The sequence below is a fragment of the Thioclava sp. 'Guangxiensis' genome, from assembly GCF_045348365.1.
In the GTDB taxonomy this organism is placed as follows: domain Bacteria; phylum Pseudomonadota; class Alphaproteobacteria; order Rhodobacterales; family Rhodobacteraceae; genus Thioclava; species Thioclava kandeliae.
This window is the reverse complement of record NZ_CP155823.1, coordinates 124,974-146,080: the sequence shown is the minus strand read 5'-3', so window position 1 is coordinate 146,080 and position 21,107 is coordinate 124,974. Positions and strand designations below refer to the sequence as shown.

Below are 21,107 nucleotides of genomic sequence, written 5' to 3'. Positions count from 1 at the left end.
GACATTGGCAAATCTCTCTTGCCAGCGCAATATCCAGATGGCATCTCACTGGTATCCCACCGGGATACGAATAGTAATAAAGGACGTTTCGAAGTGTCTCTGCCAGCCTCTCTCCCTTCCCTGACCGAGGAAGCCTTTGCTCCCTACGGCAAGGTCATCCGCCATAAGGGACAGGAACGTCGCGCCTATTTCAGTTCCGATATCGGCGATGATGTCACGGGAACCTCTGTCACAAGCTGGGTCTCGCGCATTGCCGCGCCGCTCGCCGAGGACATGGCCCTCACCAGCTTCGAACGCCATCCCCATACCGACCAGCTCTTCGTGCCACTCAGCGGCCAACGCTTTCTGGTGGTGGTCTGTGACGACGCGAACGGCAAACCCGCAGCAGACACCGCGCGCGCTTTCATGGCCGAGCCGGGCACGGGCGTGCTGTTCCACCGCAATATCTGGCATGCCGGCATGCAGACATTCGATGCCCCCGCCGAGTTCGTCGTGATGATGCGCAAGGGGCTGCCTGACGACGATGTGTTCGTGGATCTCGATGCGCCCCTGCCGCTCGCCACGATCGCCTCTTGTGCGACGGAGCGCGCGCTATGACCGATAACAGCCATCTCGAACGCGATTTTCGCGGCTATGCCGGTGCCCTGCCGCAAGCGCAATGGCCCAATGGCGCCCGTCTCGCGCTGAACTTCGTGATCAATATCGAGGAAGGCTCCGAGCCTTCGGTCCCCGACGGGGATGAAGCGACCGAACAGGGGCTGACCGAGGCCGGGGGCGACCCGATGCCGGGGCGCAATCTGGCCGCCGAGACCATGTTCGAATATGGCAGCCGGATCGGATTCTGGCGCATCGCCAAGATGTTTGCCGAGCGCGGCCTGCCTGCCACCGCCATGGCCTGCGGGCTGGCCCTCGAGCGTAATCCCGAGATCACCGAATGGATCAGGCAGTCGGAGTTCGATGTCTGCGCCCATGGCTGGCGCTGGGAACATCACCGCAAGCTCAGCCGCGAGGACGAGGCCTCCCGCATCGCCCGCACCGTGGACTGCTTCAAGCGCCTCCTTGGTGCGCCGCCCGAGGGCTGGTATTGCCGCTACGGGCCGAGCCTGAACACCCGCGCGCTGCTGGTCGAGCATGGCGGCTTCCTCTATGACAGCGACGCCTATAATGACGAGCTACCCTACTGGACGCGCGTCGATGGCAAGGACCATCTGGTCCTGCCCTATTCGCTGGCCACCAATGACGCCAAATTCATGCGCGGCGGCATCGCTACGGCGCAGGATTTCTTCGAATATCTGCGCGACAGCGTCGAGTTTCTCTGTGCCGAGGAGGAGCCGCGCATGCTCTCGGTCGGGCTGCATCTGCGGGTCGCGGGCCATCCGGGCCGCGCTCTGGGGCTGCGCCGCTTCCTCGACTGGGTCAAGGAGCGCGACGATGTCTGGATCTGCCGCCGCAGCGATATCGCGCATCACTGGGCCAAGACCCATCCGCCTGCACAGGCGTAACCCGATAGCCGGAAGCCCTGCTTCCGTCTCTGGCCCCGCTCCCCGCAGGGCCCAAAAGCAAGAACCTTCTCTCCAATCCAACCCAACAGGGAAATCATGAAAAAATCTCTCTATGCTCTCGCCCTCGCCTCGGTCATGGCTGTGCCCTCCTTCGCATTGGCCGATGAACACCCCGCAGACCAGCCGCTGCTCGTGGGCTCCGATTTCGGCGTGGCCCCGTGGATGATGCGCTCCGTCGACGGCCCCGAGGGCTTCGGCTATGACATGATCCAGGATATCGCCAAGCGCATCGGTCGCCCCGAGGCCAAGGTCGATGACATCGCCTTCTCGGGTCTTTTCGCCGCGCTGCTGTCGGGCCGTATCGAGATGACGGCGAACCCGCTCAACATCACCGCCGAGCGTGCCAAGACCATGCTCTATACCGAGCCCTTCATGGCCACCGGTAACGGCTTCATCACCGCCAAGGGCGAGAAGATCGCAAGCCTCGAGGACCTCAAGGGCAAGGTTCTGGCCGTGAACCGCGGCACCACGCAGGACAAATGGGGCACCGAGAATGCCGAGAAATACGGCTTCACCGTGCAGCGTTTCGACAGCTTCCCCGATTCCGTTCAGGCCGTGATCACCCATCGGGCCTTTGCCGCCGCCAACGAGATCCCGACCGCCTCCTATGCGGCCTCCAAGAACCCCGCCATCGAGCTGGCCTATTCCGATTATGACGGGCGGATGTTCGGCTATGCCTTCCGCAAGGAAGACGTTGCCTATCGCGACAAGGTCGAGACCGCGCTCGAATGCATGAAAGAGGATGGCACGCTCAAGAAGCTCTATGACAAATGGTATGGCGGCGAGCTGCCCGCAGACAGCCCGCTCCTGACCGTCTATCCGGGCTTCGGTGCACCGGGCTTCGAGGGCTATGACGAGAAAACCCACGAGCTGGACTGCAAGTAATCGCGCAGACCTTATGGCCAGAGCCCGTCAGGCTCTGGCCCTCCCCCCACAAGACTGGCGACGACTGAAAACCAATGGATAAACTCGCGCAAAATTTCTTCAATACCGAGGTGATGCTCGCGGCGCTGCCATCGGTCTTCCAGGGCTTCCTCATCACGATCGAGGTTTCTTTCGCCATCATCGCCATCGGGCTTGTGCTCGGCATGGCGCTGGCCCTGTTACGTCTGACCGGATCGCGGCTGCTGAGCGCGCTGGTTACGGCGTGGATCGAGATCTTCCGCACCCTGCCGCAGCTCGTGATCCTGATCTTCCTCTTCTTCGCGCTGCCCTATGCGGGGATCGCGCTCTCGCCCTTCGTGGCTACGGCCTTTGCGCTCGGCTTCGTGCTCTCGGCCTTTTGCGCCGAGATCTTCACCGCCTCCATCATGGCGCTGCCCAAAGGCCAGTGGGAGGCCGCCCATGCCTTGGGCTTCGGCACCTTCCGCACGCTCTGGCTGATCATCCTGCCGCAATCGGTGCGGCTTGCCACGCCGCTTGTGACGAACCGCGTGATCGCCGTCACCAAAGGCTCGGCGCTCGGCACGGCGGTCTCGCTCAATGACACGCTGGGCTCGGCCGAGAGCATCATGTCGATCACCGCGAACCCCTCCCCGCTGATGCTGGCCGCCGCCTTCTATCTGGCGTTCTATATACCGCTCGTCGCCTGTTCCCGCTGGCTCGAACGCCGCGCCAGCTCGCACAAAGGAGCCTGATATGGAACTCTTCCTCGCGAATTTCGCCAATATCGACTCCCTGAAACAGACATGGCCGCTTCTGGCCCAGGGCCTTGTGGTGACCATGCAGCTGGTGCTTGTCTGCCTGCCGCTTGCCGCGCTATCGGGTCTTCTGGTGGGGGTGCTCTATTCCTTCGCCCCGCCTGCCGCCCGCCGTATTCTGGTGATCGTGATCGACCTTCTGCGCTCGTTTCCCGTGCTGGTCCTGCTGATCGTCATCTATTACAGCCTGCCCTCGGTCGGCATCAAGATCTCGGCCTTCTCTGCCGTGGTGCTGGCACTTGTGCTCAACAATACCGGCTATTTCGGCGAGATCTTCCGCGCGGGGCTTGTCTCACTCGACAAGGGCCAGACCGAGGCCGCGCAGGCGCTCGGTTTCGGTCCGATCCGCATGATGATCTGGATCCTGTTGCCGCAGGCCCTACGCCGGGTGGCTGCCCCTTGTGCCTCCAACGCGCTCGAGCTGGCCAAAGGCACCTCGATCGCCTCGATCGTGGCGCTGCCGGAACTCCTGCGCTCGGCCAATGTGGCCCAGCAACAGGTCTATAACCCGACGCCGCTCACCGCGACCGCGATCATCTTTTTCGTGCTCCTATGGCCCTTCTCGCGCTGGGTCTCGGTGCTCGAACGCCGCGCGATCATCCGTCGGGGCTGAGCGATGTCTATGCCGATAACGCCCCGGACACCGGCCATTGCCATCATCGGCGGCGCAGGCTTCATCGGCCTCGCCTGTGCCGAGGCGGCACGCGCCATGGGCTGCCGCGTGGCCCTGCTGGATCTGGCGCCGCCTCCCGCCGGATGGCTGGCCCATCCCACGCTGGCGGGTGCCAGCTTCCATCCCTGCGATCTGCACGACCCGGCCTCCGTGCAGACGGCGCTGGCCGAGGCACAGCCCGATCTGGTGCTCCATCTCGCGGCCCTCACCCCCGATGCGGCCCAGATCCGCCAGAGCGCGGACCGGATCGTGGCGCTCAATGTCGCGGGTATCGCCACCGCGATGACGGCGGCCGCCGATCTCGGGATCCCCCGCTTCGCAATGACCTCCTCCGTCGCGCTTTACGGCACCAAAGGCCCCTGGCCCGAACAGAGCACCCTCACGGAAGACGGCCCGCTCTGCCCCGACAGCCTTTACGGGCTGACCCGCGGTGCCGCCGAGGATCTGGCCCGCCTTCTGGCGCCTGAATTCGGCCTCTCGCTGCAGATCCTGCGGCTCGGTCCGGTCTTCGGGCCTTGGGAACGGGCGGGGGCCACGCGCCCCAATCTCTCGCCCCATGCCCAAATCGAGGCGCTGGCACAGGACGGCCTCCCCGCCACGCTGCCCCACGAGATGCGCGCCGACTGGCTCTATTCGCGCGATGCGGGCGAGATCATTGCCGGCCTCCTGTGCCTCTGGCCCGAAACCGGAACGGACGGGACCGTCTTCAATATCGGCGCGGGCCAGCTCTCGAGCCCTGCCGACTGGGCGGCGCTCACCGGCCTGCCGCCCGTGCGGATCGATGCGCATGCGCCCAGCGTGACCGCGCGCATGGCCCAAGGCCGCCCGCCCCTCGACACCGCCCGCAGCCTGCGCGCCCTCCAGCGCCCCGCCGCGAGCCGCTCCCTTGCCGCCGCCGCCGAGGATTACCTCCGCTGGCGCGCGGACTTCCCCGACACCGACACTCCGGAGACCGTATATGCCCGCTTCTGATACCGCGACAGACCCGCTCATCAAGGTTCAGGGCCTCTCGAAGTTCTATGACAAGTTCCAGGCCCTCAAAGAGATCACCCTCGACGTCCCGAAAGGCCGCAAGGTCGTCATCTGTGGCCCCTCGGGCTCCGGTAAATCGACACTGATCCGCTGTATCAACGGGCTCGAGAAATTTCAGGACGGGCTCATCCGCGTCGGCGATAACGAGCTGACATCTTCGGGGCGCGGCGTCGACAAGGTGCGCCGCCGCGTGGGCATGGTGTTCCAGCATTTCAACCTCTTCCCGCATCTGAGTGTGCTCGACAATCTCACCGTCGCCCCGCGCCGGATCGGCAAGGTGCCCAAAGCCGAGGCCGAGGACCGCGCGATGTATTATCTCGAACGCGTCCGCATCGCCGATCACGCGTATAAGGTTCCGAACCAGCTTTCGGGCGGCCAGCAGCAGCGTGTGGCCATCGCCCGCGCCCTGTGCATGGAGCCCGAGGCGATGCTGTTCGACGAGCCGACTTCGGCGCTCGACCCCGAGATGATCGGCGAGGTGCTCGATGTGATCACCGATCTGGCCGCGGGCGGGATGACCATGATCTGCGTCACCCACGAGATGGGCTTTGCCCGCAAGGTCGCCGACGAGATTGTCTTCATGGATCAGGGCGCCATTCTCGAACGCCGTCCGCCCGAGGATTTCTTCACCGCCCCGCGCCATCCCCGCGCGAAGGCCTTCCTCGAACGGATCATCCGGTGAGCCGCCTGAACGGGCTGACCGCCCTTGTGACCGGTGCCTCATCGGGGATCGGTCGCGCCATCGCGCTGCGTCTGGCCTCCGAAGGCGCCACCACCATCGCCGCCGATGTGACCGAGCATGTGGTCGAGGGCGGCGATCCCGTGCGCGCGCCCCTGCGCGCCCTGTCACCGGCCAATGAGTTCGCACGCCTCGATGTGCGCGATCCCCTGGCCACACAGGATCTGATCCGCGGGATTGCCGCGCGTCACGGACGGCTCGATATCGTGGTGACCTCGGCCATGGTGCCGGGGGGACGGGCGCTGCCCGATACCGATCTGGCCGAGTGGGAGCGGGTCACCTCGGTCAATCTGACGGGTGTCTATGTCACGCTGCAGGCCAGCCTGTGCCAGATGCTGGCGCAGGATCCGCGTGGCCCCGAGGGCGAGCGTGGACGGATCATCAATATCGGCTCGCAGCACGGGATGATCGCCTCGCCGCGCTCCTTCGCCTATGGCGTCTCGAAAGCGGCCGTGCTGCAGATGACCCGCCAGATCGCGGCAGATCATGCCACCGACGGCATCGTGTGCAACGCCGTCTCGCCGGGCAAGATCCTGACCGGCAAGAGCGGGCCTGCGGTCAGCGAGGAGGCGATGGCCTATTCGCGCGCCCGCACGCCCTCGCCCCGTCTGGGCCAGCCGCGCGATGTGGCCGAGGCCGTGGCCTTCCTCGCGGCGCCCGAGACGCAATTCATCAACGGGCATAACCTTCTGGTCGATGGCGGCTGGATGGCCGCCTGACCCCCAACGGTTTCTCCGTCATCCACTACGCCCGCCGCACGGGCGGGCGTAGGGGCGTTTCCTGTGCGCTCAGAGCGCGGCATGCGCCTCGTCGAGCGCGGCCTTGAGACGGGTAAACATCTCGCCCACCTCGGCTTCGGTGATGATCTGCGGCGGGGCGAGTGCGATCCGGTTGCCGATCAGGCGGGTGATCAGCCCGTGTTTGCGGGTCAGCCGGTCGAGCATCGGCATCACAGCCAGCGCCGGATCATGTATCGCACGGGTCTTCTTGTCGGCCACCACCTCGAGCGCACCGATCAGGCCGACACCATCGATATTACCGACCAACGGATGGTCTTCCAGCGCCTTGAACCCGCCAAGGAAGGCGGGCTCGAGCGATTTCACATGGGCCACCAGATCCATTTCCTCGTAGATCGTCAGCACCTCATGGGCCACGGCGCAGGCCACCGGATGTCCGCTATAGGTATAGCCATGGGTGAAGCTGCCACGCTTGTCGGACTGGGCCATCATCCCCTCGAACACGCGCTCGCCCACGATCACCGCCGAGATCGGGATTACCGCCGCCGAAAGCGCCTTGGCGCAGCAGATCAGGTCAGGCTTGATCCCGTAGGTCTGGCTCCCCCACATCTCGCCTGTGCGGGCAAAGCCGCAGATGACCTCATCGGCCACGAAAAGCACTCCATATTTGTCGAGAACCGCCTGAACCTTCTCGAAATATCCGGCGGGCGGGGTGATGGCGCCGCCCGAGCCCATGACCGGCTCCGCCCAGAAGGCCGCTACCGTCTCGGGGCCCTCGCGCAGGATCAGCTCCTCGATCTCGTTGGCAAGGCGGGTGGAAAACTCCTGCTCGCTCTCGCCCTCTTCGGCCTTGCGGTAGTAATAGGGTTGGGTGACATAGTGGAACTCGCTGAAGGGCAGCCCGTAGCCCTCATGGAACTTCACCTTGCCAGTCAGGCAGGAGGTCAGCGTGCCAGTGCCGTGATAGCCCTCGTGACGCGAGATGATCTTGCGGCGCTGCGGGGCGCCCATCGCATCCCAGTAATACCACACGAGCTTGAGTGCGGTGTCATTGGCCTCCGTGCCCGAGGATTGCAGCAGGATCTTGTCCATGCCGTCGGGCGCGATATCGGCCAGTTTCGAGCAAAGCTGGGCCGCCTGCGGCGTGCCTGAGCCGCGGAAGTTGTGGTAATAGCCCAGATCGGTGATCGCCTGCTTGGCCACCTCGGCCAGACGCGCGTTGCCAAAGCCCAGCGACGAACACCAGAGCGCCGCGGCCCCTTCGATATAGCCCTTGCCCGTCTCATCAAAAACCTGAATGCCCTCGCCACGCACCAGCAACTCGTTCGGGCCGGTTTCCAGATGTTTACGCAGGTTGGTATGCGGGTGGATCTGATGGGCCGCATCCATCGCGGCCACGGAATTCAGCAGGGGTTTATTCATCAAGACAGCCTTTCAACACTGTGCCGGAATCGGGGGCGACGCGTCAGGATATGGCGCGAAAACGTTTAGTATTATTCTATTCGGCAGAACACTATTTCCATAAATAGAACATCGCCCTTTTCGTTCGTCAAGCAGCATGGCGCCTTTCCGGTGCAGGATATTCGTCACTGCCTCGAAGTTAGGCTCTTGTCAGCCCAAGGGAATATTGTTCTATTTAACATAACTAAGTTCCATCTAGTAGAATATTTCCGATAACGACGCCCGCGCGGCGCAGGAGACGCTTCGTGGTGACATTCTGGAAGATCCTTCTGGTTCTGACGGCTGCAGGTGGCGGCGGCGCATTGGCGACCGCCGCCCATATCCCGCTCGGCTGGCTGATCGGCGCCTTGCTTGTCAGCACGGGATTCACGCTGGCGGGGATGACGATCCGCATCGACCGTATCCGCGCCTACGGGCTGGTGGTGCTGGGGCTCTCGCTGGGTCAAAGCTTCACTCCCGAGATCATGGCCCAACTGATTGCCTATCTGCCGCTGATCCTCGCCTGTGGCCTCTTCACGCTGCTCTCCGGCCTGCTGTTCACGGGCCTGTTCACAAAGGGCGCGGAGCTTGATGCTTCGACGGCGTTTTTCTGCACCATACCGGGGGGCGTCGTGCTGATGGCCGTGCAGGCACAGCGGGCGGGCGCATCGGAGGCGCATGTGGTGCTTGCACAGACCGTACGGCTCGGCGTGGTCGTGCTCAGCTATCCGGTGCTGCTGCATGTTTTCCTGCCCGATCACACCCGCGACGCGGTTGCGGCCGCGGTGGGCGGAACACAGGCCTACACACCGGCCGACCTCCTCTGGGTCGCACTCCTGCTAGCAGGCGGGGTGGGCGTGGCGCATCTGGCGCGCCGGAGTTTCCTGCCCAACCCGTGGATGATTGCGCCCTGCCTCTTCGCCATCGCGCTGCAGCAGACGGATCTCGATCCGGTGACCCTGCCGCATTGGATCGTGACCGTCTGCCAGATCATCCTCGGTGTCTCGCTGGGCGCGCGGATGATCCCCGATTTTCTGCGCCGCTCCTTGCGGCTGGTGGTGGTCTCGGCGGTCTCCACCCTCTGTCTTACCATGCTTCTGGTCCTGGCCGCGCTGGCGATGGCGCGGATAAGCACCATGGACGAGGCCGCGCTGCTCTTCGGCATGTCCCCAGGCGGCATGCCGGAAATGACGGTGGCCGCGCGCGCCATGGGGGTCTCGGTGCCACTGGTGCTGAGCTTCCACCTCACCCGCATCCTGCTGGCCAATCTCATGCTCGAACCGTTCTGGCACATACTGAGCCGCCTTCTGGCACGTTGTGGCGCTAAGCCCTGACCCCGTTTGACATTCCGCTCTTGCACGGAGCCTCACATTCCTGCCCCATAGGGCACATGAAGGACGATGACATGACCCTGCTGACCGTTGAGAACTTTATCGATGGCGCATCCTGCCCCGCGCAATCTGGCGCGTGGCTCGCATGCGACAATCCCTATGAAGCCGCGCCTTGGGGTCGCATTCCGCGCTCGGATGCGGCGGATGTGGAACTGGCCGTGGCCGCCGCGCACCGAGCGTTCAAAGACCCCGCATGGGGCGGGCTGACCGCCACGAAGCGCGCGGCACTCATGAACCGTATGGCCGATGTGATCACCGCCCATGCCGAGGAACTGGCGCGCATCGAGACCCGCGACAACGGCAAGACCTACAAGGAGATGCTGGCGCAGCTCAGGCGCATCCCCGAATGGTATCGCTTCTATGCGGGGCTCTGCGACAAGATCAACGGCGCGGTCCTGCCCACCGAGAACCCCGATATGATGAACTATACCCGCCACGAGCCGCTGGGGGTCATCGCGATGATCACGCCGTGGAATTCGCCGCTGATGCTACTCAGCTGGAAGCTGGCACCGGCGCTGGCGGCGGGCAATGTGGCAGTGGTGAAACCGTCGGAATATACCTCTGCCTCTGCCGTGCGCTTTGCCCAGATCGTGACCGAGGAGGCCGGGCTTCCGGCGGGCGTGCTGAATATCGTGACGGGTCTCGGGGCCGAGGCCGGTGCCGCGCTGACTCGCCATCCCGGGATCGCCAAGGTGGCCTTTACCGGCGGCATTGGCGGCGGGCGTCAGGCCTATATGGCCGCCGCCCATAACCTGCGCCCCGCAACGCTGGAACTGGGCGGGAAATCCCCCAACATCGTCTTCGCCGATGCCGATCTCGAGCAGGCCGCCCGCGGCGTGGTGCAGGGCATCTTCGGCTCGGGCGGGCAAAGCTGTGTGGCGGGCTCGCGGGCACTGGTGCATGTGTCGGTCTATGACCGCGTCCTGACACGCATCACGGAGTTGGCGGACAAGATCCGCCTCGGCGATCCGATGTCGCCTGACACCGATATCGGCCCTGTCGCCAACAGGGCGCAATTTGACCGCATCATGACCTGTATCTCTTGGGCAAAGGAAGATGGCGCCCGCCTTCTGTGCGGGGGCGGGGCGGTGGCCGACCCGAAGGGCGGTGCGGCGCTGTTTGTCGCCCCCACCATTTTCGCCGATGTCGATCCCGCCTCGCGCATCGCGCAGGAAGAGGTCTTCGGCCCCGTCCTGTCGGTGATCCCCTTCGAGACCGAGGCGCAGGCGGTCGAGATCGCCAATGGCACGGCCTTCGGTCTGGGCGCCGGCCTCTGGACCCGTGATATCGCCCGCGTCCACAAGATCGCCGCCCGGATCGAGGCTGGCACCATCTGGGTCAACAGCTATAAAGGCGGCTCGCATATCTCGCCCTTCGGCGGCTTTAAAGCCTCCGGCATCGGTCGCGAAGGCGGTGTCGAGATGATCCATGACTATCTCCAGACCAAGAGCGTCTGGATCAATCTCGCCGATGAGGCGCCCTACCCTTTCCCACTCTGAACCCTTGAAAGAAAATCCATGACAGCCGATCGCCACCCCGTTATCGCCAACCAGATCGATGCCGAATTCGGCCGCTTTCTGGCCGCTCTGCCGCAAGCACCACAGGTGATCGATTGTCTGGATGCCGACCGCCCCTTCGATGTGCCCACCGAGGCGGAAATCCTCGTCACGCGCAATATCCCGGGCTGGAAACAGGCCCCCGCCCACCTGGACCTGCCCGCACTGAAATGGGTGCAGACCTTCTCGGCGGGGGTCGAGGTCTATCCCGACTGGTTGAAAAAGGACCGGATCGTCAGCTGCGGGCGCGGGCTGACCGCACCCCAGATCGCCGAATATGTAATGGCGGCGATGCTCCTGATGGTGAAGGATCTGGCCGGTGCGGTGGTGCATGGCCCATCCGACTGGGGACCGCGCAATCTTGGCACACTCGAGGGCGGCAGTGTCGGTATCATCGGCTACGGCGCCATCGGCTCGGAGATCGCGCGACGCGCGCTGGCCTTCGGCATGGAGGTGCGCGCCTGCCGCCGTGGCCCGTGGGACAGCCCCGAGGAAGGGGTTATCGCCTGCGCCTCGCCACAAGAGGTGGCGCAAGCCTCCGATCATATCGTGCTGGCCGCGCCACTGACACCCGAGACGGAAGGCATGGTCAACGAAGCCTTTCTGGCAGGGGCCAAGAGAGGCTGTCATATCATCAATATCGCACGCGGCGGGCTCGTCGATGACGCAGCCCTTCTGGCCGCGCTCGGGGATGGCACGGTTGCGCGTGCCACGCTGGATGTGACCACGCCCGAGCCCCTGACGGATGGCCACCCCTATTACGGCCATCCCAATGTGCTGCTGACCCCGCATCAATCCTTCAGGGGCGGGTCCGAGCGGGCGCGGTTCGAGCGCAAGATGGCCTTCAATCTGGCGGCCTATCTGTCAGGAAACCCGATGAGGGATGTGGTGGATCTGGTGCGCGGCTATTAGAGCCGCCCTTCCCAGAGTTCATAGAACCGCGCGCCGAGCGAGGCGCAGGCCGTGGCGGCCCCCGCCATGAGGATCGGCTGGATCTCGTCGATCTTCGCCTCGGTCAGCCGCGCGGCGGGCCCCGAGACCGTCATCGCCCCGAGCATCGCCCCGTCCGCCCCGAAGATCGGCACCGAGAGCCCCGCGATCCCCGGCCCGCGCTCGCCCACCGAAACGGCAGGCAGCTCGTTGAGGATATCCAGAGGCGCGGGCTCGTCGCCGCGCATCATGTCATAGTCGATGAAAACATGGCTGGGAGCGCCCTTGCCGATATCCACTGCATCGCCCTCCGCGACATGTTCGCGCAGCAGTTCATTGCAGTCCTCGCGGAACAGACAGACCCGCTTCTGCCCCTCGCGCCGGAAGAAGGAGGCGCTCTCTCCTGTCACTGCCACGAGCTTTTGCAGGACCGGACGGATCTCACCCTCGAGGCTAAAGGTCGACTGGTAGATCCGCCCGACGCGGAAGGCCTCGGGACCGATGACATAGGTCTTGTCGGCGCTGATACGCAGATAGCCCGCCGATTGCAGCGACACCAGAAGCCGCAGAACCGAGCTTTTCACCAGCCCCGTGCGAGCGCTGATATCGCCCAGAGACAGGCGCTTTGTCGTCGAGTCGAAGAGGCTGAGGATACGCAGCGCCTTGTCCACCGCCTCCACGCCTTTCGTCTTCAGCTTGGCGGGTGCCTGATAGCCACTTTTTTGATCCCCTGACACTTCCGATCCTCCGACATGAGAGAAATTGCCGATTTCGCTTCCGGCAAACTTGACGTGCTCACTTCCATTTTTCATCATTCTATTAAGCAGCAAGACATTTCACCAGATAGAATATTATAATACCGCAAAATAATCGCCCTCAACGGCTCCGGTGCTTGCTGTTCCAACATGGAGATATTGATGACCAAGACGCACACTCCCACCAGCACCTCCCTCACCGCCGCCGCCGCGCGCAGTTTCAACCGCCGGACCCTCCTGAGCACGGCGCTTGCCGCAGGTGCCGCCACGATAGCCGCGCCGCTTTACGTCAAACGTGCCTTTGCCGCCAGTGGCGAGCTGAACCTTCTGTGCTGGTCCGACGAGCTGCCCGAGGAGGTGATGTCGGGCTTCACGGAAGCCACCGGCATCAAGGTGAACAAGACCCCCTTCTCCTCGAACGAGGAAGCCATCAACAAGATGCAATCGACCTTCGGCGAAGGGTTCGATCTTGTGATGCCGTCGTTCAACCGTGCTTCGGAGTTCAAGTATATCGAAGCGCTTCAAGCCTTTGATGAAGATCGCATAGATCTGTCGGCCTATCAGCCGTCGATCCTGAAAGCCTCGACCGGTCTGTGGACGTGGGACGATGGGCTTTATCACATCCCCCATGTCTGGGGCACCGAGGGGCTGTCCTTCAACACTTCGACCGGCATCGATTACGCGCAAGCGAGCTATGGTCTGCTGTGGGAGCCCGACTATGCGGGCAAGGCGCAGGTTCGCCCGACCTCGGCGCTTCTCGGTCTGGGCCTGTGGCTTGATGCGACAGGCCAGGTGCCCTCGAACCGCATGCTCGATTGCTACAAAGATCAGGAGACGATGCGCAAGATCTACGACCAGATCTTCGCCTATGCGGTCGAGCGCAAGGGGAATTTCAAGCAGTTCTGGGACAGCGCGGACAGCATTCGTTCGGGATTTGCGCAAAATGGCTGCGTGATTGGCCAGACATGGGATGGTCCGGTGAAATCCATGGCCAAGGATGGCGAGCCGGTGGTATTCATGGCGCCACAGGAAGGCGCACTGACATGGATGGACGGCTTCGCGATGTCGGCTGCGGCCCGCAATATCGACGAGGTCTATGCCTTCTTCGACTATATCCTGAAACCCGAGACTGCAGGCAAGATCGCCTCTGATGGCGGCTACAGCCCCTCGGTGGCGGGTGCGGATGAATATATGACCGCCGAGGACAAGAAGCTGTTCCAGGCCGCCTATCCCGAGGACGCACTCGACAAGCTCTGGTGGTATCCGGCCAGCCCCGAATGGTTCAACCCGATCCGCAACGACTATGCGGAACGCTTCAAGGTCTCCTGAGCCACTCCCCGTCCCCAGACTGGCCGATCCGTCGCAGCCCCTGCGGCGGGCCGGCATCTTTTTCCTCAAAGAGAGCAGACCCCATGACGAGTGCAATCGAACTCGAGCAGGTGGAGATCACCTTCGGCAGCTTCACCGCCGTCCATAAAACCGACCTCCAGATCCATGATGGCGAGTTCTTTTCCTTCCTTGGTCCGTCGGGCTGCGGCAAGACCACCCTGTTGCGCACGATCTCCGGTTTCGTGCAGCCGACCTCCGGTCAGGTGCGGATCGGCGGCAAGGATATGGCCGGGATCGGCCCCAACAAACGCCCGACCGCGCTGATCTTCCAGAACCTCGCGCTCTTCCCGATGATGACCGTGGCCGAGAATGTGGCCTATGGCCTGCGGGTGCGCGGTATGGGCAGATCCGAACGCGAGGCGCGGGCGCTGAAGCTTCTGGATCAGGTCGCCCTTTCGCCCCACGCGCATAAGAAGGTCAGCGCGCTTTCGGGCGGGCAGAAACAGCGTGTGGCGATCGCGCGTGCGCTTGCGGTCGAGCCGAAGGTGCTGCTGCTGGACGAGCCGCTTTCGGCGCTGGACCTGAAGCTGCGCCAGCATATGCGCCGCGAGCTGCGCGAGATCCAGCAGCGCGTGGGCATCACCTTCATCTATATCACCCATGATCAGGGCGAGGCGCTAAACATGTCCGACCGGATCGCGGTGATGAATGCAGGCCGGATCGAGCAGGTCGGCTCGGGCCGCGAGATCTATGCCAATCCGCGCAGCGCTTTTGTTGCTTCCTTCGTGGGCGAGAGCAATATGATCCCCGGCCGCGTGGCCGCGGTCTCCGATGGGCTCGTGCATGTCGATACGCAGGTGGGCCAGCTGACGGGCCGCATCGGTCTGGGCATGGATGGCGTGACCCCGATTGCGCTGGATGTGGGCGATCAGGCCTCGCTTTTCGTCCGCCCCGAACAGCTGAGACTGGTGCCCGCAGGGGCCGCGCGGCCCAATTGCGGTTTCGGCGCCAGGGTGCGCGATCTGTCCTTCGAGGGCTCGATGACCCATCTGGAACTCGATGCGGGTCTGCCCCGCAAATGCGATGCCACCATCATGACCTCGAATGCAGGCACCCTGCCCGAGATCGGCACCGAATTAACGTTGCAATTCGATCCGCTCGATGCCGTGGTGCTCAAGTATGAAGAGGTGGCCGCGTGAACAACCTGCCGATCACCTTCATCGTAACAGCGCTGATGCTGGCGCTGTTTTTCTTCCTGATCCGCTATGATCGCCTGCGCGCAACAACCGGTCATATCGGCTTTTTCAAGCGCAATGGCGGCATGGTCGGAACCTATCTGATTGTCGGCGTGGGCTTCTGGATGCTGATGACATTCCTGATGCCGATGGTGTTCATGGTGGATCTGTCCTTCCACCACAAGCTGCCGCCCTCCAAGATCGGCGGGCCGGAAGATGTCTACACACTCGACAATTACCGGACGTTCCTCTTCGGCTCGAAGACCAGCATGGACAGCCTCAACTGGCTGCATCTGCGCAGCTTCTTCATGACCATCGGGATCTCGATCCTGCTGACGCTGCTGACCTTCGCCATCAGCTACCCGCTGGCCTATTACATGGCGCAGGCGGCAAGGATGCAGGTGCTGCGCCTTTTGCTGCTGCTTCTGATCATCCCCTACTGGGTCAATGACATCCTGCGCGCATTTGCCTTCCGCATCGTGATGGCCGAGAACGGATTTCTCAATACGCTGCTGCAGGGGCTGGGACTGACGGGCGGGCCGATCGACTTCCTCGGCCAGAATATCGCACTCTATGTGGCGCTGTGCTATTCGCATCTGCTGATCATGATCTTCCCGCTTTATAACGCGATCGAGGCGCAGGATCACAACCAGATCGAGGCCGCGCGCGACCTCGGTGCGCCATGGTGGCATATCCATCTCTTCGTGGTCATGCCCCATGCCAAACCGGGCATCGCCTCGGGGATGACGCTGACCTTCATGCTGACGGCGGGTGCTGTTGCCACGCCCATGGTGCTTGGCGGGCCCAATTCGCTCTGGTTCACGCCCATCGTCTATGACCGTTTCTACCAGCTCTTCGACTGGCCGCAGGGGGCCGCCTACGCCATCGTCCTGCTGATCGCCTGTATGACCTTCGTCTTCGGTGTGTTGAAGATTTCCGGTCTCAAACTCGGGGAGATCACCAAATGAACCAGCAGAAAATCAATTCCGCTCTGGTCGGCATCTATCTTGTGGTGTTCTTCATCTTCCTGCTCGGGCCGCTTCTGGTGATGGCTGTCTCGGCCTTCAACACCCCGAACTACCCGCAGGTCTGGCCGATAGAAGGCGTCACACTGGACTGGTTCAGGGAGCTACTCCACGATCAGGAGATGCTCGAGGGCCTGCGCACCTCGGTGATCATCGGGATCAGCGTCTCGATCCTGTCGGTGGCAATGGGGCTGGCCGGCGCGCTGGTAATGACCCAGCTCTTCGGCACATCGCGCGCCTATTACTATTTCTTCGTTGTGGCACCGGTGCTTATTCCGGGGATCGTGCTGGGGATCGCAACGGTCGTCTTCTGGCGCGATTTTACGGGGCTTCTGGGGCTGCGCAGCCTGCTTTACAACGGGACAGTTCTGACCATTCTCGCGCAATCGAGCTTTGTGTCTTCCTATTGCATGCTGATCATTCTCGCGCGGCTCCAGCGGTTCGATATGTCGCAGGAGGAAGCGGCGCTCGATCTGGGGGCCAGCTATCCGCAGGTCTTCCGGGATGTGCTCCTCCCCTATCTGCGGCCTGCGATCCTGTCCTCGATGATGCTGGGGTTCCTCACCTCGTTCGAGAACTATAACGCGACCACTTTCGCCATCCTCGCCGACAAGACCCTGACCACCGTGCTGGCCTCGCGCGTGCGGATGGGCTCCTCGCCTACCATCTCGGCGCTGGCAACCGTCATCGTCGTTCTGACGATCATCGCGGCGCTGATGTTCGAATGGGTCAAACGCCGCGAGCAGACGCGCCAGTGGAAGTTGCAAAAGGACGCACAGGCCAGTGACCAGCTGGAAACGGCCTGAAGCCTCTTCACAAGGAATGGAAGGAACGGGACATGTCTCCCAAGGTAGATCGCGTCACCACCTCTGACGTGCTTCCCGAGAGCGCCGATGTGGTGGTTGTCGGTGCAGGGATTGTCGGCGTCACAAGCGCGCTGTTTCTGGCAGAGCGCGGCCTGAAGGTCGTGGTGCTCGAGAAGGGCCGCGTGGCGGGCGAACAGTCGGGCCGCAACTGGGGCTGGGTGCGCGAGCAACTGCGCTCGCCGGTCGAACAGGAGCTGGCGATCCTGTCGCTGCGGCTCTGGCGCTCGATGGACCAGCGGATCGGACAGGATGCGGGCTTCCGCAAGACCGGCATGATGGTTGTGTCGAAAGACCCAGGGGAACGCCAGCGCTGGGAGGCATGGGCGCGCAGCATGGCCCATCACAACCTCCCCGGCGGTATTCTGGAGGCCGATGAGGTCAAAGCCGCCCTGCCCGACACGGCCGAGGACTGGCATCATGCCATCCACTCTCCCGAGGATGGCTGGGCCGAGCCACAGATCGCCGTGCCCGCGATGGCGCGTGGCGCGCAGGCCAAAGGCGCCATCATCGTGCAGAATTGCGCGGTGCGCGGCTGGGAAACCTCTGCGGGCCGGATCTCGGAGGTCGTCACCGAGCGCGGCACGATCCGCTGCGCGAAGGTGCTGGTTGCGGGCGGGGCATGGTCGTCGATGCTCCTGCGCCATCAGGGTATCCGGTTCCGCCAGTCGGGTGTCTTCGGCACCGCCTTCCGCACCAATGCAGGGGCCGAGGTCTATGCAGGCGGGGTGGGCAGCCCGCTCTTTTCCTATCGCCGCCGCGATGATGGCGGCTATACGGTGGGGCTGCGTGGACGTGGTCGGATCGAGCTGTCCCCGATGGGGGTGCGCGATGCATGGGCCTTCCGCAACCTCTTCTTCCTGCGCCGCGACCAGCTGACCTTCGCGCTGACGGCATCGGCGCTGAACGGGCCTTTCGCCTTCCGGTCATGGAAAAATTCCGGCCCCTCACCCTTCGAGGAAGACCATGCCCGCATCTATGATCCCCCCGCCGATCCCAAGCTGGTCGAGGGCGGAATGGCGGCGTTCGAGGCGGCCTATCCGGTGCTCAAGGGCGTGGGCGTGGCCGAAAGCTGGGGCGGTGTGATCGATGCCACCCCCGATATGGTGCCGGTGATCGGCCCCGTGCCGCAGCAGGCGGGCCTGTTCGTGGCCAGCGGTTTCTCGGGGCATGGCTTTGCCATCGGTTTGGGCGCGGGCTATCTGATGGCGCAGATGATTGCGGGCGAGCCCCCCGAGATCGACATAACAGGCTTCCGCTTCGAGCGCTTCGATCAGGGCCGCGCGCATCCGGTGCATCACTGGATCTGACACCGTCGCGATCTGCGGCCCCTGACACCCCCTCGGGCCACAGATCGGGTCTTACCATTGCGCGCCCGAGCTGGCATCCTGCGCCGACAAACAGACAGTTTTACCGGATACTGATCGCGCATGGCTTCCTCTCTCGCACCCTGCCCTGACACAAACGGCCCCAAGAGGCCGCACCCATGAGCCCCACAGCCATTGTCCTCGGGGCCGGAATGGTCGGCACCGCCACGGCGCTGGCGCTTCAGGCACGCGGTTGGGAGGTCACGCTGATCGACCGGCGGCCTGCAGGACAGGAGACCAGCTTCGGTAATGCAGGCATCATCGAGGCCGAGGCCGCCGAGCCGTTCGCCATGCCGCGCGATCCGGCCAGCCTCTGGGCCATCGCCACCGGCCGCAATAACGAGGTGGCATGGGATCTGCGCGGGGTTCTGGCGCAGGCGCCCGCGCTCTGGCGGTATTTCCGCGCCTCTGCCCCCGCACGCCATCTTGCGCTCTCGCGCCATTACGCCGCCCTGACGCGCCGCGCCACGTCAGATCACGCGCCCCTGATCGCCGCTGCAGGCGCTGACCCCCTGATCCGACGCGACGGGTTCTATATGGTGATGCGCGATCCGCGCGCGCTCGAAACCGCCTGGACGGAGGCGCAGCGCCTGCGCGAGAGCTACGGGGTCGCCTCGGACATTCTCGACAGCACGGCCCTGCGCGCCGCCGAGCCGGTTTCCGCGCGGGCCGCAGGGGCGATCCTGTGGACGGAGGCGTGGTCCTGCCGTGATCCGGGAGCACTGGTGAGCGCCTATGCCGCTCTCTTCACCGCGCGGGGCGGGCGCATGATGCACGCGGATGCGACACAGCTGCAGCGCAAAGGATCGGGCTGGGAGCTTGGCGGGGCTGAAGCCCAGCATGTGGTGCTGGCCCTCGGCCCGTTCAGCAATGCCCTTCTTGCGCCCCTGATCGGGCTGTCCCTGCCGATGGTGCTCAAACGCGGCTATCATTGCCATATGGAGGGGGCGGCGCTCCCCTCGCGTCCGGTGCTGGATGCCGATTACGGTGTGGTTGCCGCACCAATGGTCCGCGGCCTGCGGCTCCTGACCGGTGCCGATCTCTGCGCGCATCCCGCCCGCGCGCCGCGCCAGCTGGCCCGAGGCGAGGCGGCGCTGCGGCAGCTGCTCGATCTCGGGCAGCGCAGCACGGATCCCGTCTGGACCGGTCAGAGGCCCTGTATGGCCGATATGCTACCGGTTCTGGGGCCGGTCACCGGCCAGCGGGGAATGTGGATCCATACCGGCCACGGGCATCAGGGCTTCACGCTGGGGCCGACCACCGCCGCATTGCTCGCCGATGCCATGACCGAGGGGCGCCCCCTGCCCGACGCGCTCTTGCTCTCACGCGCGCGGGGCCATCGGTGGCACGGTGCCCGCTGAGCGCCCCTCAGCCCGCGATAACAGAACGGGCCACAGCGCTCCGGCGCAGGCTCATCAGCCCGCCCGCAATCGCGGCAATGGCGGCAAAGGCCAGCCCGAGCTGCGGCACCTCTCCCTCGGGCAGCAGCGCGAACATGATCGACAGTGCCAGCCCGCCAACCGTCTGGCCGAGCAGCCGCGCCGTGCTCTGGCAGCCCCCCGCCGCCCCTGCCCGCACCCGCGGCGCCGTCATCAGCATATTGCGGTTATTGGGCACCTGCACGAAGCCGAAGGCCGCCCCCGAGATCACCATGCCGAGGATCAGCGGCACCAGCGATGTCGACCAGACCGAGGCGATCGCGAACCCGAGCGCCATGACGAGCGCCCCGATAGCACAGAGCCGCGCGCCATCGATCCGGTCGGCCATCCGCCCCGCCCATGCGCCGGTCGTCGCCAGAGCCAGCGGCCATGCGCTCATCGCGAGCCCCATTTCCAGAGGCGACATCGAGAACCCGCGCATCAGCAGGAAAGGCAGCGCCACGAACCCCGCCATCTGGCCCGCGAAGATCGTCACGGAGACGATGATCGATAGCCGGAATGCGGGACGGCGCACTAGATCGAGCGGGATGACGGGGGTCTCCTTGTGCCATTCGCGCCGGATCAGCGCGGCAAAGACCAGCACGCTCGCCGCCAGCATCGCCCAGCCCTGCCACGGCACGACCGCCACCCGCCCTGCCCCGAGGATCAGCGCGGCAAACCCCAGCGCATTCATCACCATCGCCGGAATATCGGCGCGGCGCCCCGTGCCCCGCGGCCCGATCAGCGCCACCGATGCCACAAGCGCCACGATCCCCACCGGCACGTTGAGCGCGAAGAGCCACGGCCAGCCGGTCACCGACAGGACCGCCGCGCCAAGCGCGGGCCCCGCCGCCGTCGCCAGCGCCACCACCATCGAGTTGAACCCGATCACCCGCCCCAGCATTCCCGCAGGCAGGCTGTAGCGCAAAAGCGCGATGGTCAGCGACATGATGGGCGCCGCGCCTATCCCCTGCAGCACCCGCGCCGCAATCAGCCAGTCGATGCTGGGCGCCAGCGCACAGAGCCCCGAGGAGAGCGTGAACAGGATGACCCCACCGGTAAACAGCCGTTTGGGACCGATGGCCTCGCCCAGAAACGCCATCGGCAGGAGCCCCATGACGAGGGTCAGCTGATAGGCGGTGACCACCCAAACCGTTTTCGAGGTCGAGGCATTCAGGCTCTCGTGGATCGCCGGAAGCGCGACATTGGCGATGGCCCCGTCGAGCACCACCAGCGTCAGCGTTACCAGCAGGGCAAAGAGCGCGAAATAGCGGCGCGGCGCGGGCAGGCCGTCCTCGTAAACGGTGGTTTGCGTGGCCGCAGGATCGGCATGGGTCATCGGGATCATCCTTTCG

Annotated in this window: 20 protein-coding genes; 17 read left to right on the top strand and 3 right to left on the bottom strand. The window is 64.3% G+C overall.

Going from position 1 to position 21,107, the window contains the following annotated elements:
- Positions 1-93 precede the first annotated feature (93 nt).
- The 8 genes from ABEB22_RS14185 (at position 94) to ABEB22_RS14150 (ending at position 6,425) form a co-directional block, all read left to right on the top strand.
- Complete coding sequence (locus ABEB22_RS14185; RefSeq protein WP_339114953.1) at positions 94-597, top strand: ureidoglycolate lyase; 504 nt, start codon at positions 94-96, stop codon at positions 595-597.
- Positions 594-1,502: a polysaccharide deacetylase family protein gene (locus ABEB22_RS14180; RefSeq protein ID WP_349295637.1), complete on the top strand. Its 909-nt coding sequence runs from the start codon at positions 594-596 to the stop codon at positions 1,500-1,502. Before ABEB22_RS14185 ends, ABEB22_RS14180 begins: the two co-directional genes overlap by 4 nt.
- A gap of 96 nt (positions 1,503-1,598) precedes the next feature.
- A complete protein-coding gene (locus ABEB22_RS14175) occupies positions 1,599-2,447 on the top strand; it encodes a transporter substrate-binding domain-containing protein (RefSeq protein WP_349295636.1) in 849 nt (282 codons plus the stop codon).
- 74 nt (positions 2,448-2,521) lie between these two features.
- Positions 2,522-3,199, top strand: a complete 678-nt coding sequence (locus tag ABEB22_RS14170; protein WP_339114950.1) for an amino acid ABC transporter permease — start codon at positions 2,522-2,524, stop codon at positions 3,197-3,199.
- Between the two features lies 1 nt (position 3,200).
- Positions 3,201-3,875 carry an amino acid ABC transporter permease gene (locus ABEB22_RS14165; protein ID WP_339114949.1) on the top strand — a complete coding sequence of 225 codons (675 nt, stop codon included), beginning with the start codon at positions 3,201-3,203 and terminating at the stop codon, positions 3,873-3,875.
- Positions 3,876-3,884: 9 nt separating this feature from the next.
- Positions 3,885-4,907: an NAD(P)-dependent oxidoreductase gene (locus tag ABEB22_RS14160; RefSeq protein ID WP_349295635.1), complete on the top strand. Its 1,023-nt coding sequence runs from the start codon at positions 3,885-3,887 to the stop codon at positions 4,905-4,907.
- Positions 4,894-5,649, top strand: a complete 756-nt coding sequence (locus ABEB22_RS14155) for an amino acid ABC transporter ATP-binding protein (RefSeq protein ID WP_349295634.1) — start codon at positions 4,894-4,896, stop codon at positions 5,647-5,649. Before ABEB22_RS14160 ends, ABEB22_RS14155 begins: the two co-directional genes overlap by 14 nt.
- On the top strand, positions 5,646-6,425 hold the full coding sequence (locus tag ABEB22_RS14150) for an SDR family oxidoreductase (RefSeq protein ID WP_339114946.1): 780 nt from the start codon (positions 5,646-5,648) through the stop codon (positions 6,423-6,425). The genes ABEB22_RS14155 and ABEB22_RS14150 overlap by 4 nt, the downstream gene beginning before the upstream one ends.
- Before the next feature lie 69 nt (positions 6,426-6,494).
- Here the strand turns inward: ABEB22_RS14150 and ABEB22_RS14145 are convergent, their stop codons facing one another.
- Positions 6,495-7,865 carry an aminotransferase gene (locus ABEB22_RS14145; RefSeq protein ID WP_339114945.1) on the bottom strand — a complete coding sequence of 457 codons (1,371 nt, stop codon included), beginning with the start codon at positions 7,863-7,865 and terminating at the stop codon, positions 6,495-6,497.
- 284 nt (positions 7,866-8,149) lie between these two features.
- Between ABEB22_RS14145 and ABEB22_RS14140 the strand changes: the two genes are divergently transcribed.
- The 3 genes from ABEB22_RS14140 (at position 8,150) to ABEB22_RS14130 (ending at position 11,742) form a co-directional block, all read left to right on the top strand.
- The gene (locus ABEB22_RS14140; RefSeq protein WP_349295633.1) at positions 8,150-9,217 is read left to right on the top strand and encodes an AbrB family transcriptional regulator; all 1,068 of its coding nucleotides are present in this window, start codon (positions 8,150-8,152) and stop codon (positions 9,215-9,217) included.
- Positions 9,218-9,288: 71 nt separating this feature from the next.
- Positions 9,289-10,773: an aldehyde dehydrogenase gene (locus ABEB22_RS14135; protein WP_349295632.1), complete on the top strand. Its 1,485-nt coding sequence runs from the start codon at positions 9,289-9,291 to the stop codon at positions 10,771-10,773.
- An 18-nt stretch (positions 10,774-10,791) separates the two neighbouring features.
- Entirely contained in the window at positions 10,792-11,742 is a 951-nt protein-coding gene (locus ABEB22_RS14130) for an NAD(P)-dependent oxidoreductase (RefSeq protein WP_339114942.1), read from the top strand.
- Here the strand turns inward: ABEB22_RS14130 and ABEB22_RS14125 are convergent.
- Complete coding sequence (locus ABEB22_RS14125; protein ID WP_339114941.1) at positions 11,739-12,497, bottom strand: IclR family transcriptional regulator; 759 nt, start codon at positions 12,495-12,497, stop codon at positions 11,739-11,741. The two genes, ABEB22_RS14130 and ABEB22_RS14125, sit on opposite strands and share 4 nt — an antisense overlap.
- A gap of 180 nt (positions 12,498-12,677) precedes the next feature.
- On the opposite strand from ABEB22_RS14125, the gene ABEB22_RS14120 reads away from it, so the two are divergent.
- From ABEB22_RS14120 to ABEB22_RS14095, 6 genes are all read left to right on the top strand, one after another.
- Positions 12,678-13,844, top strand: coding sequence for an extracellular solute-binding protein (locus tag ABEB22_RS14120; protein ID WP_349295631.1), 1,167 nt, complete (start codon positions 12,678-12,680; stop codon positions 13,842-13,844).
- An 83-nt stretch (positions 13,845-13,927) separates the two neighbouring features.
- On the top strand, positions 13,928-15,043 hold the full coding sequence (locus ABEB22_RS14115; protein WP_349295630.1) for an ABC transporter ATP-binding protein: 1,116 nt from the start codon (positions 13,928-13,930) through the stop codon (positions 15,041-15,043).
- On the top strand, positions 15,040-16,047 hold the full coding sequence (locus ABEB22_RS14110) for an ABC transporter permease (protein ID WP_349295629.1): 1,008 nt from the start codon (positions 15,040-15,042) through the stop codon (positions 16,045-16,047). The genes ABEB22_RS14115 and ABEB22_RS14110 overlap by 4 nt, the downstream gene beginning before the upstream one ends.
- Positions 16,044-16,910, top strand: a complete 867-nt coding sequence (locus ABEB22_RS14105) for an ABC transporter permease (protein WP_349295628.1) — start codon at positions 16,044-16,046, stop codon at positions 16,908-16,910. Before ABEB22_RS14110 ends, ABEB22_RS14105 begins: the two co-directional genes overlap by 4 nt.
- Before the next feature lie 32 nt (positions 16,911-16,942).
- Positions 16,943-18,277 (top strand): FAD-binding oxidoreductase, encoded by a 1,335-nt coding sequence (locus ABEB22_RS14100; protein WP_349295627.1) that lies wholly within the window; start codon positions 16,943-16,945, stop codon positions 18,275-18,277.
- 176 nt (positions 18,278-18,453) lie between these two features.
- On the top strand, positions 18,454-19,695 hold the full coding sequence (locus tag ABEB22_RS14095; RefSeq protein WP_349295626.1) for an FAD-dependent oxidoreductase: 1,242 nt from the start codon (positions 18,454-18,456) through the stop codon (positions 19,693-19,695).
- A gap of 7 nt (positions 19,696-19,702) precedes the next feature.
- On the opposite strand, the gene ABEB22_RS14090 is transcribed toward ABEB22_RS14095, so the two are convergent.
- Positions 19,703-21,091 carry an MFS transporter gene (locus ABEB22_RS14090; protein WP_349295625.1) on the bottom strand — a complete coding sequence of 463 codons (1,389 nt, stop codon included), beginning with the start codon at positions 21,089-21,091 and terminating at the stop codon, positions 19,703-19,705.
- Positions 21,092-21,107: the final 16 nt, after the last annotated feature.

Excerpts from the sequence above, each read along its gene's own strand:
- ABEB22_RS14180 (WP_349295637.1), top strand. The coding sequence starts at position 594 with ATGACCGATAACAGCCATCTCGAACGCGATTTTCGCGGCTATGCCGGT.
- ABEB22_RS14175 (WP_349295636.1), top strand. The coding sequence starts at position 1,599 with ATGAAAAAATCTCTCTATGCTCTCGCCCTCGCCTCGGTCATGGCTGTG.
- ABEB22_RS14170 (WP_339114950.1), top strand. The coding sequence starts at position 2,522 with ATGGATAAACTCGCGCAAAATTTCTTCAATACCGAGGTGATGCTCGCG.
- ABEB22_RS14165 (WP_339114949.1), top strand. The coding sequence starts at position 3,201 with ATGGAACTCTTCCTCGCGAATTTCGCCAATATCGACTCCCTGAAACAG.
- ABEB22_RS14160 (WP_349295635.1), top strand. The coding sequence starts at position 3,885 with ATGCCGATAACGCCCCGGACACCGGCCATTGCCATCATCGGCGGCGCA.
- ABEB22_RS14155 (WP_349295634.1), top strand. The coding sequence starts at position 4,894 with ATGCCCGCTTCTGATACCGCGACAGACCCGCTCATCAAGGTTCAGGGC.
- ABEB22_RS14145 (WP_339114945.1), bottom strand. The coding sequence starts at position 7,865 with ATGAATAAACCCCTGCTGAATTCCGTGGCCGCGATGGATGCGGCCCAT.
- ABEB22_RS14135 (WP_349295632.1), top strand. The coding sequence starts at position 9,289 with ATGACCCTGCTGACCGTTGAGAACTTTATCGATGGCGCATCCTGCCCC.
- ABEB22_RS14130 (WP_339114942.1), top strand. The coding sequence starts at position 10,792 with ATGACAGCCGATCGCCACCCCGTTATCGCCAACCAGATCGATGCCGAA.
- ABEB22_RS14120 (WP_349295631.1), top strand. The coding sequence starts at position 12,678 with ATGACCAAGACGCACACTCCCACCAGCACCTCCCTCACCGCCGCCGCC.
- ABEB22_RS14115 (WP_349295630.1), top strand. The coding sequence starts at position 13,928 with ATGACGAGTGCAATCGAACTCGAGCAGGTGGAGATCACCTTCGGCAGC.
- ABEB22_RS14105 (WP_349295628.1), top strand. The coding sequence starts at position 16,044 with ATGAACCAGCAGAAAATCAATTCCGCTCTGGTCGGCATCTATCTTGTG.
- ABEB22_RS14100 (WP_349295627.1), top strand. The coding sequence starts at position 16,943 with ATGTCTCCCAAGGTAGATCGCGTCACCACCTCTGACGTGCTTCCCGAG.
- ABEB22_RS14095 (WP_349295626.1), top strand. The coding sequence starts at position 18,454 with ATGAGCCCCACAGCCATTGTCCTCGGGGCCGGAATGGTCGGCACCGCC.
- ABEB22_RS14090 (WP_349295625.1), bottom strand. The coding sequence starts at position 21,091 with ATGACCCATGCCGATCCTGCGGCCACGCAAACCACCGTTTACGAGGAC.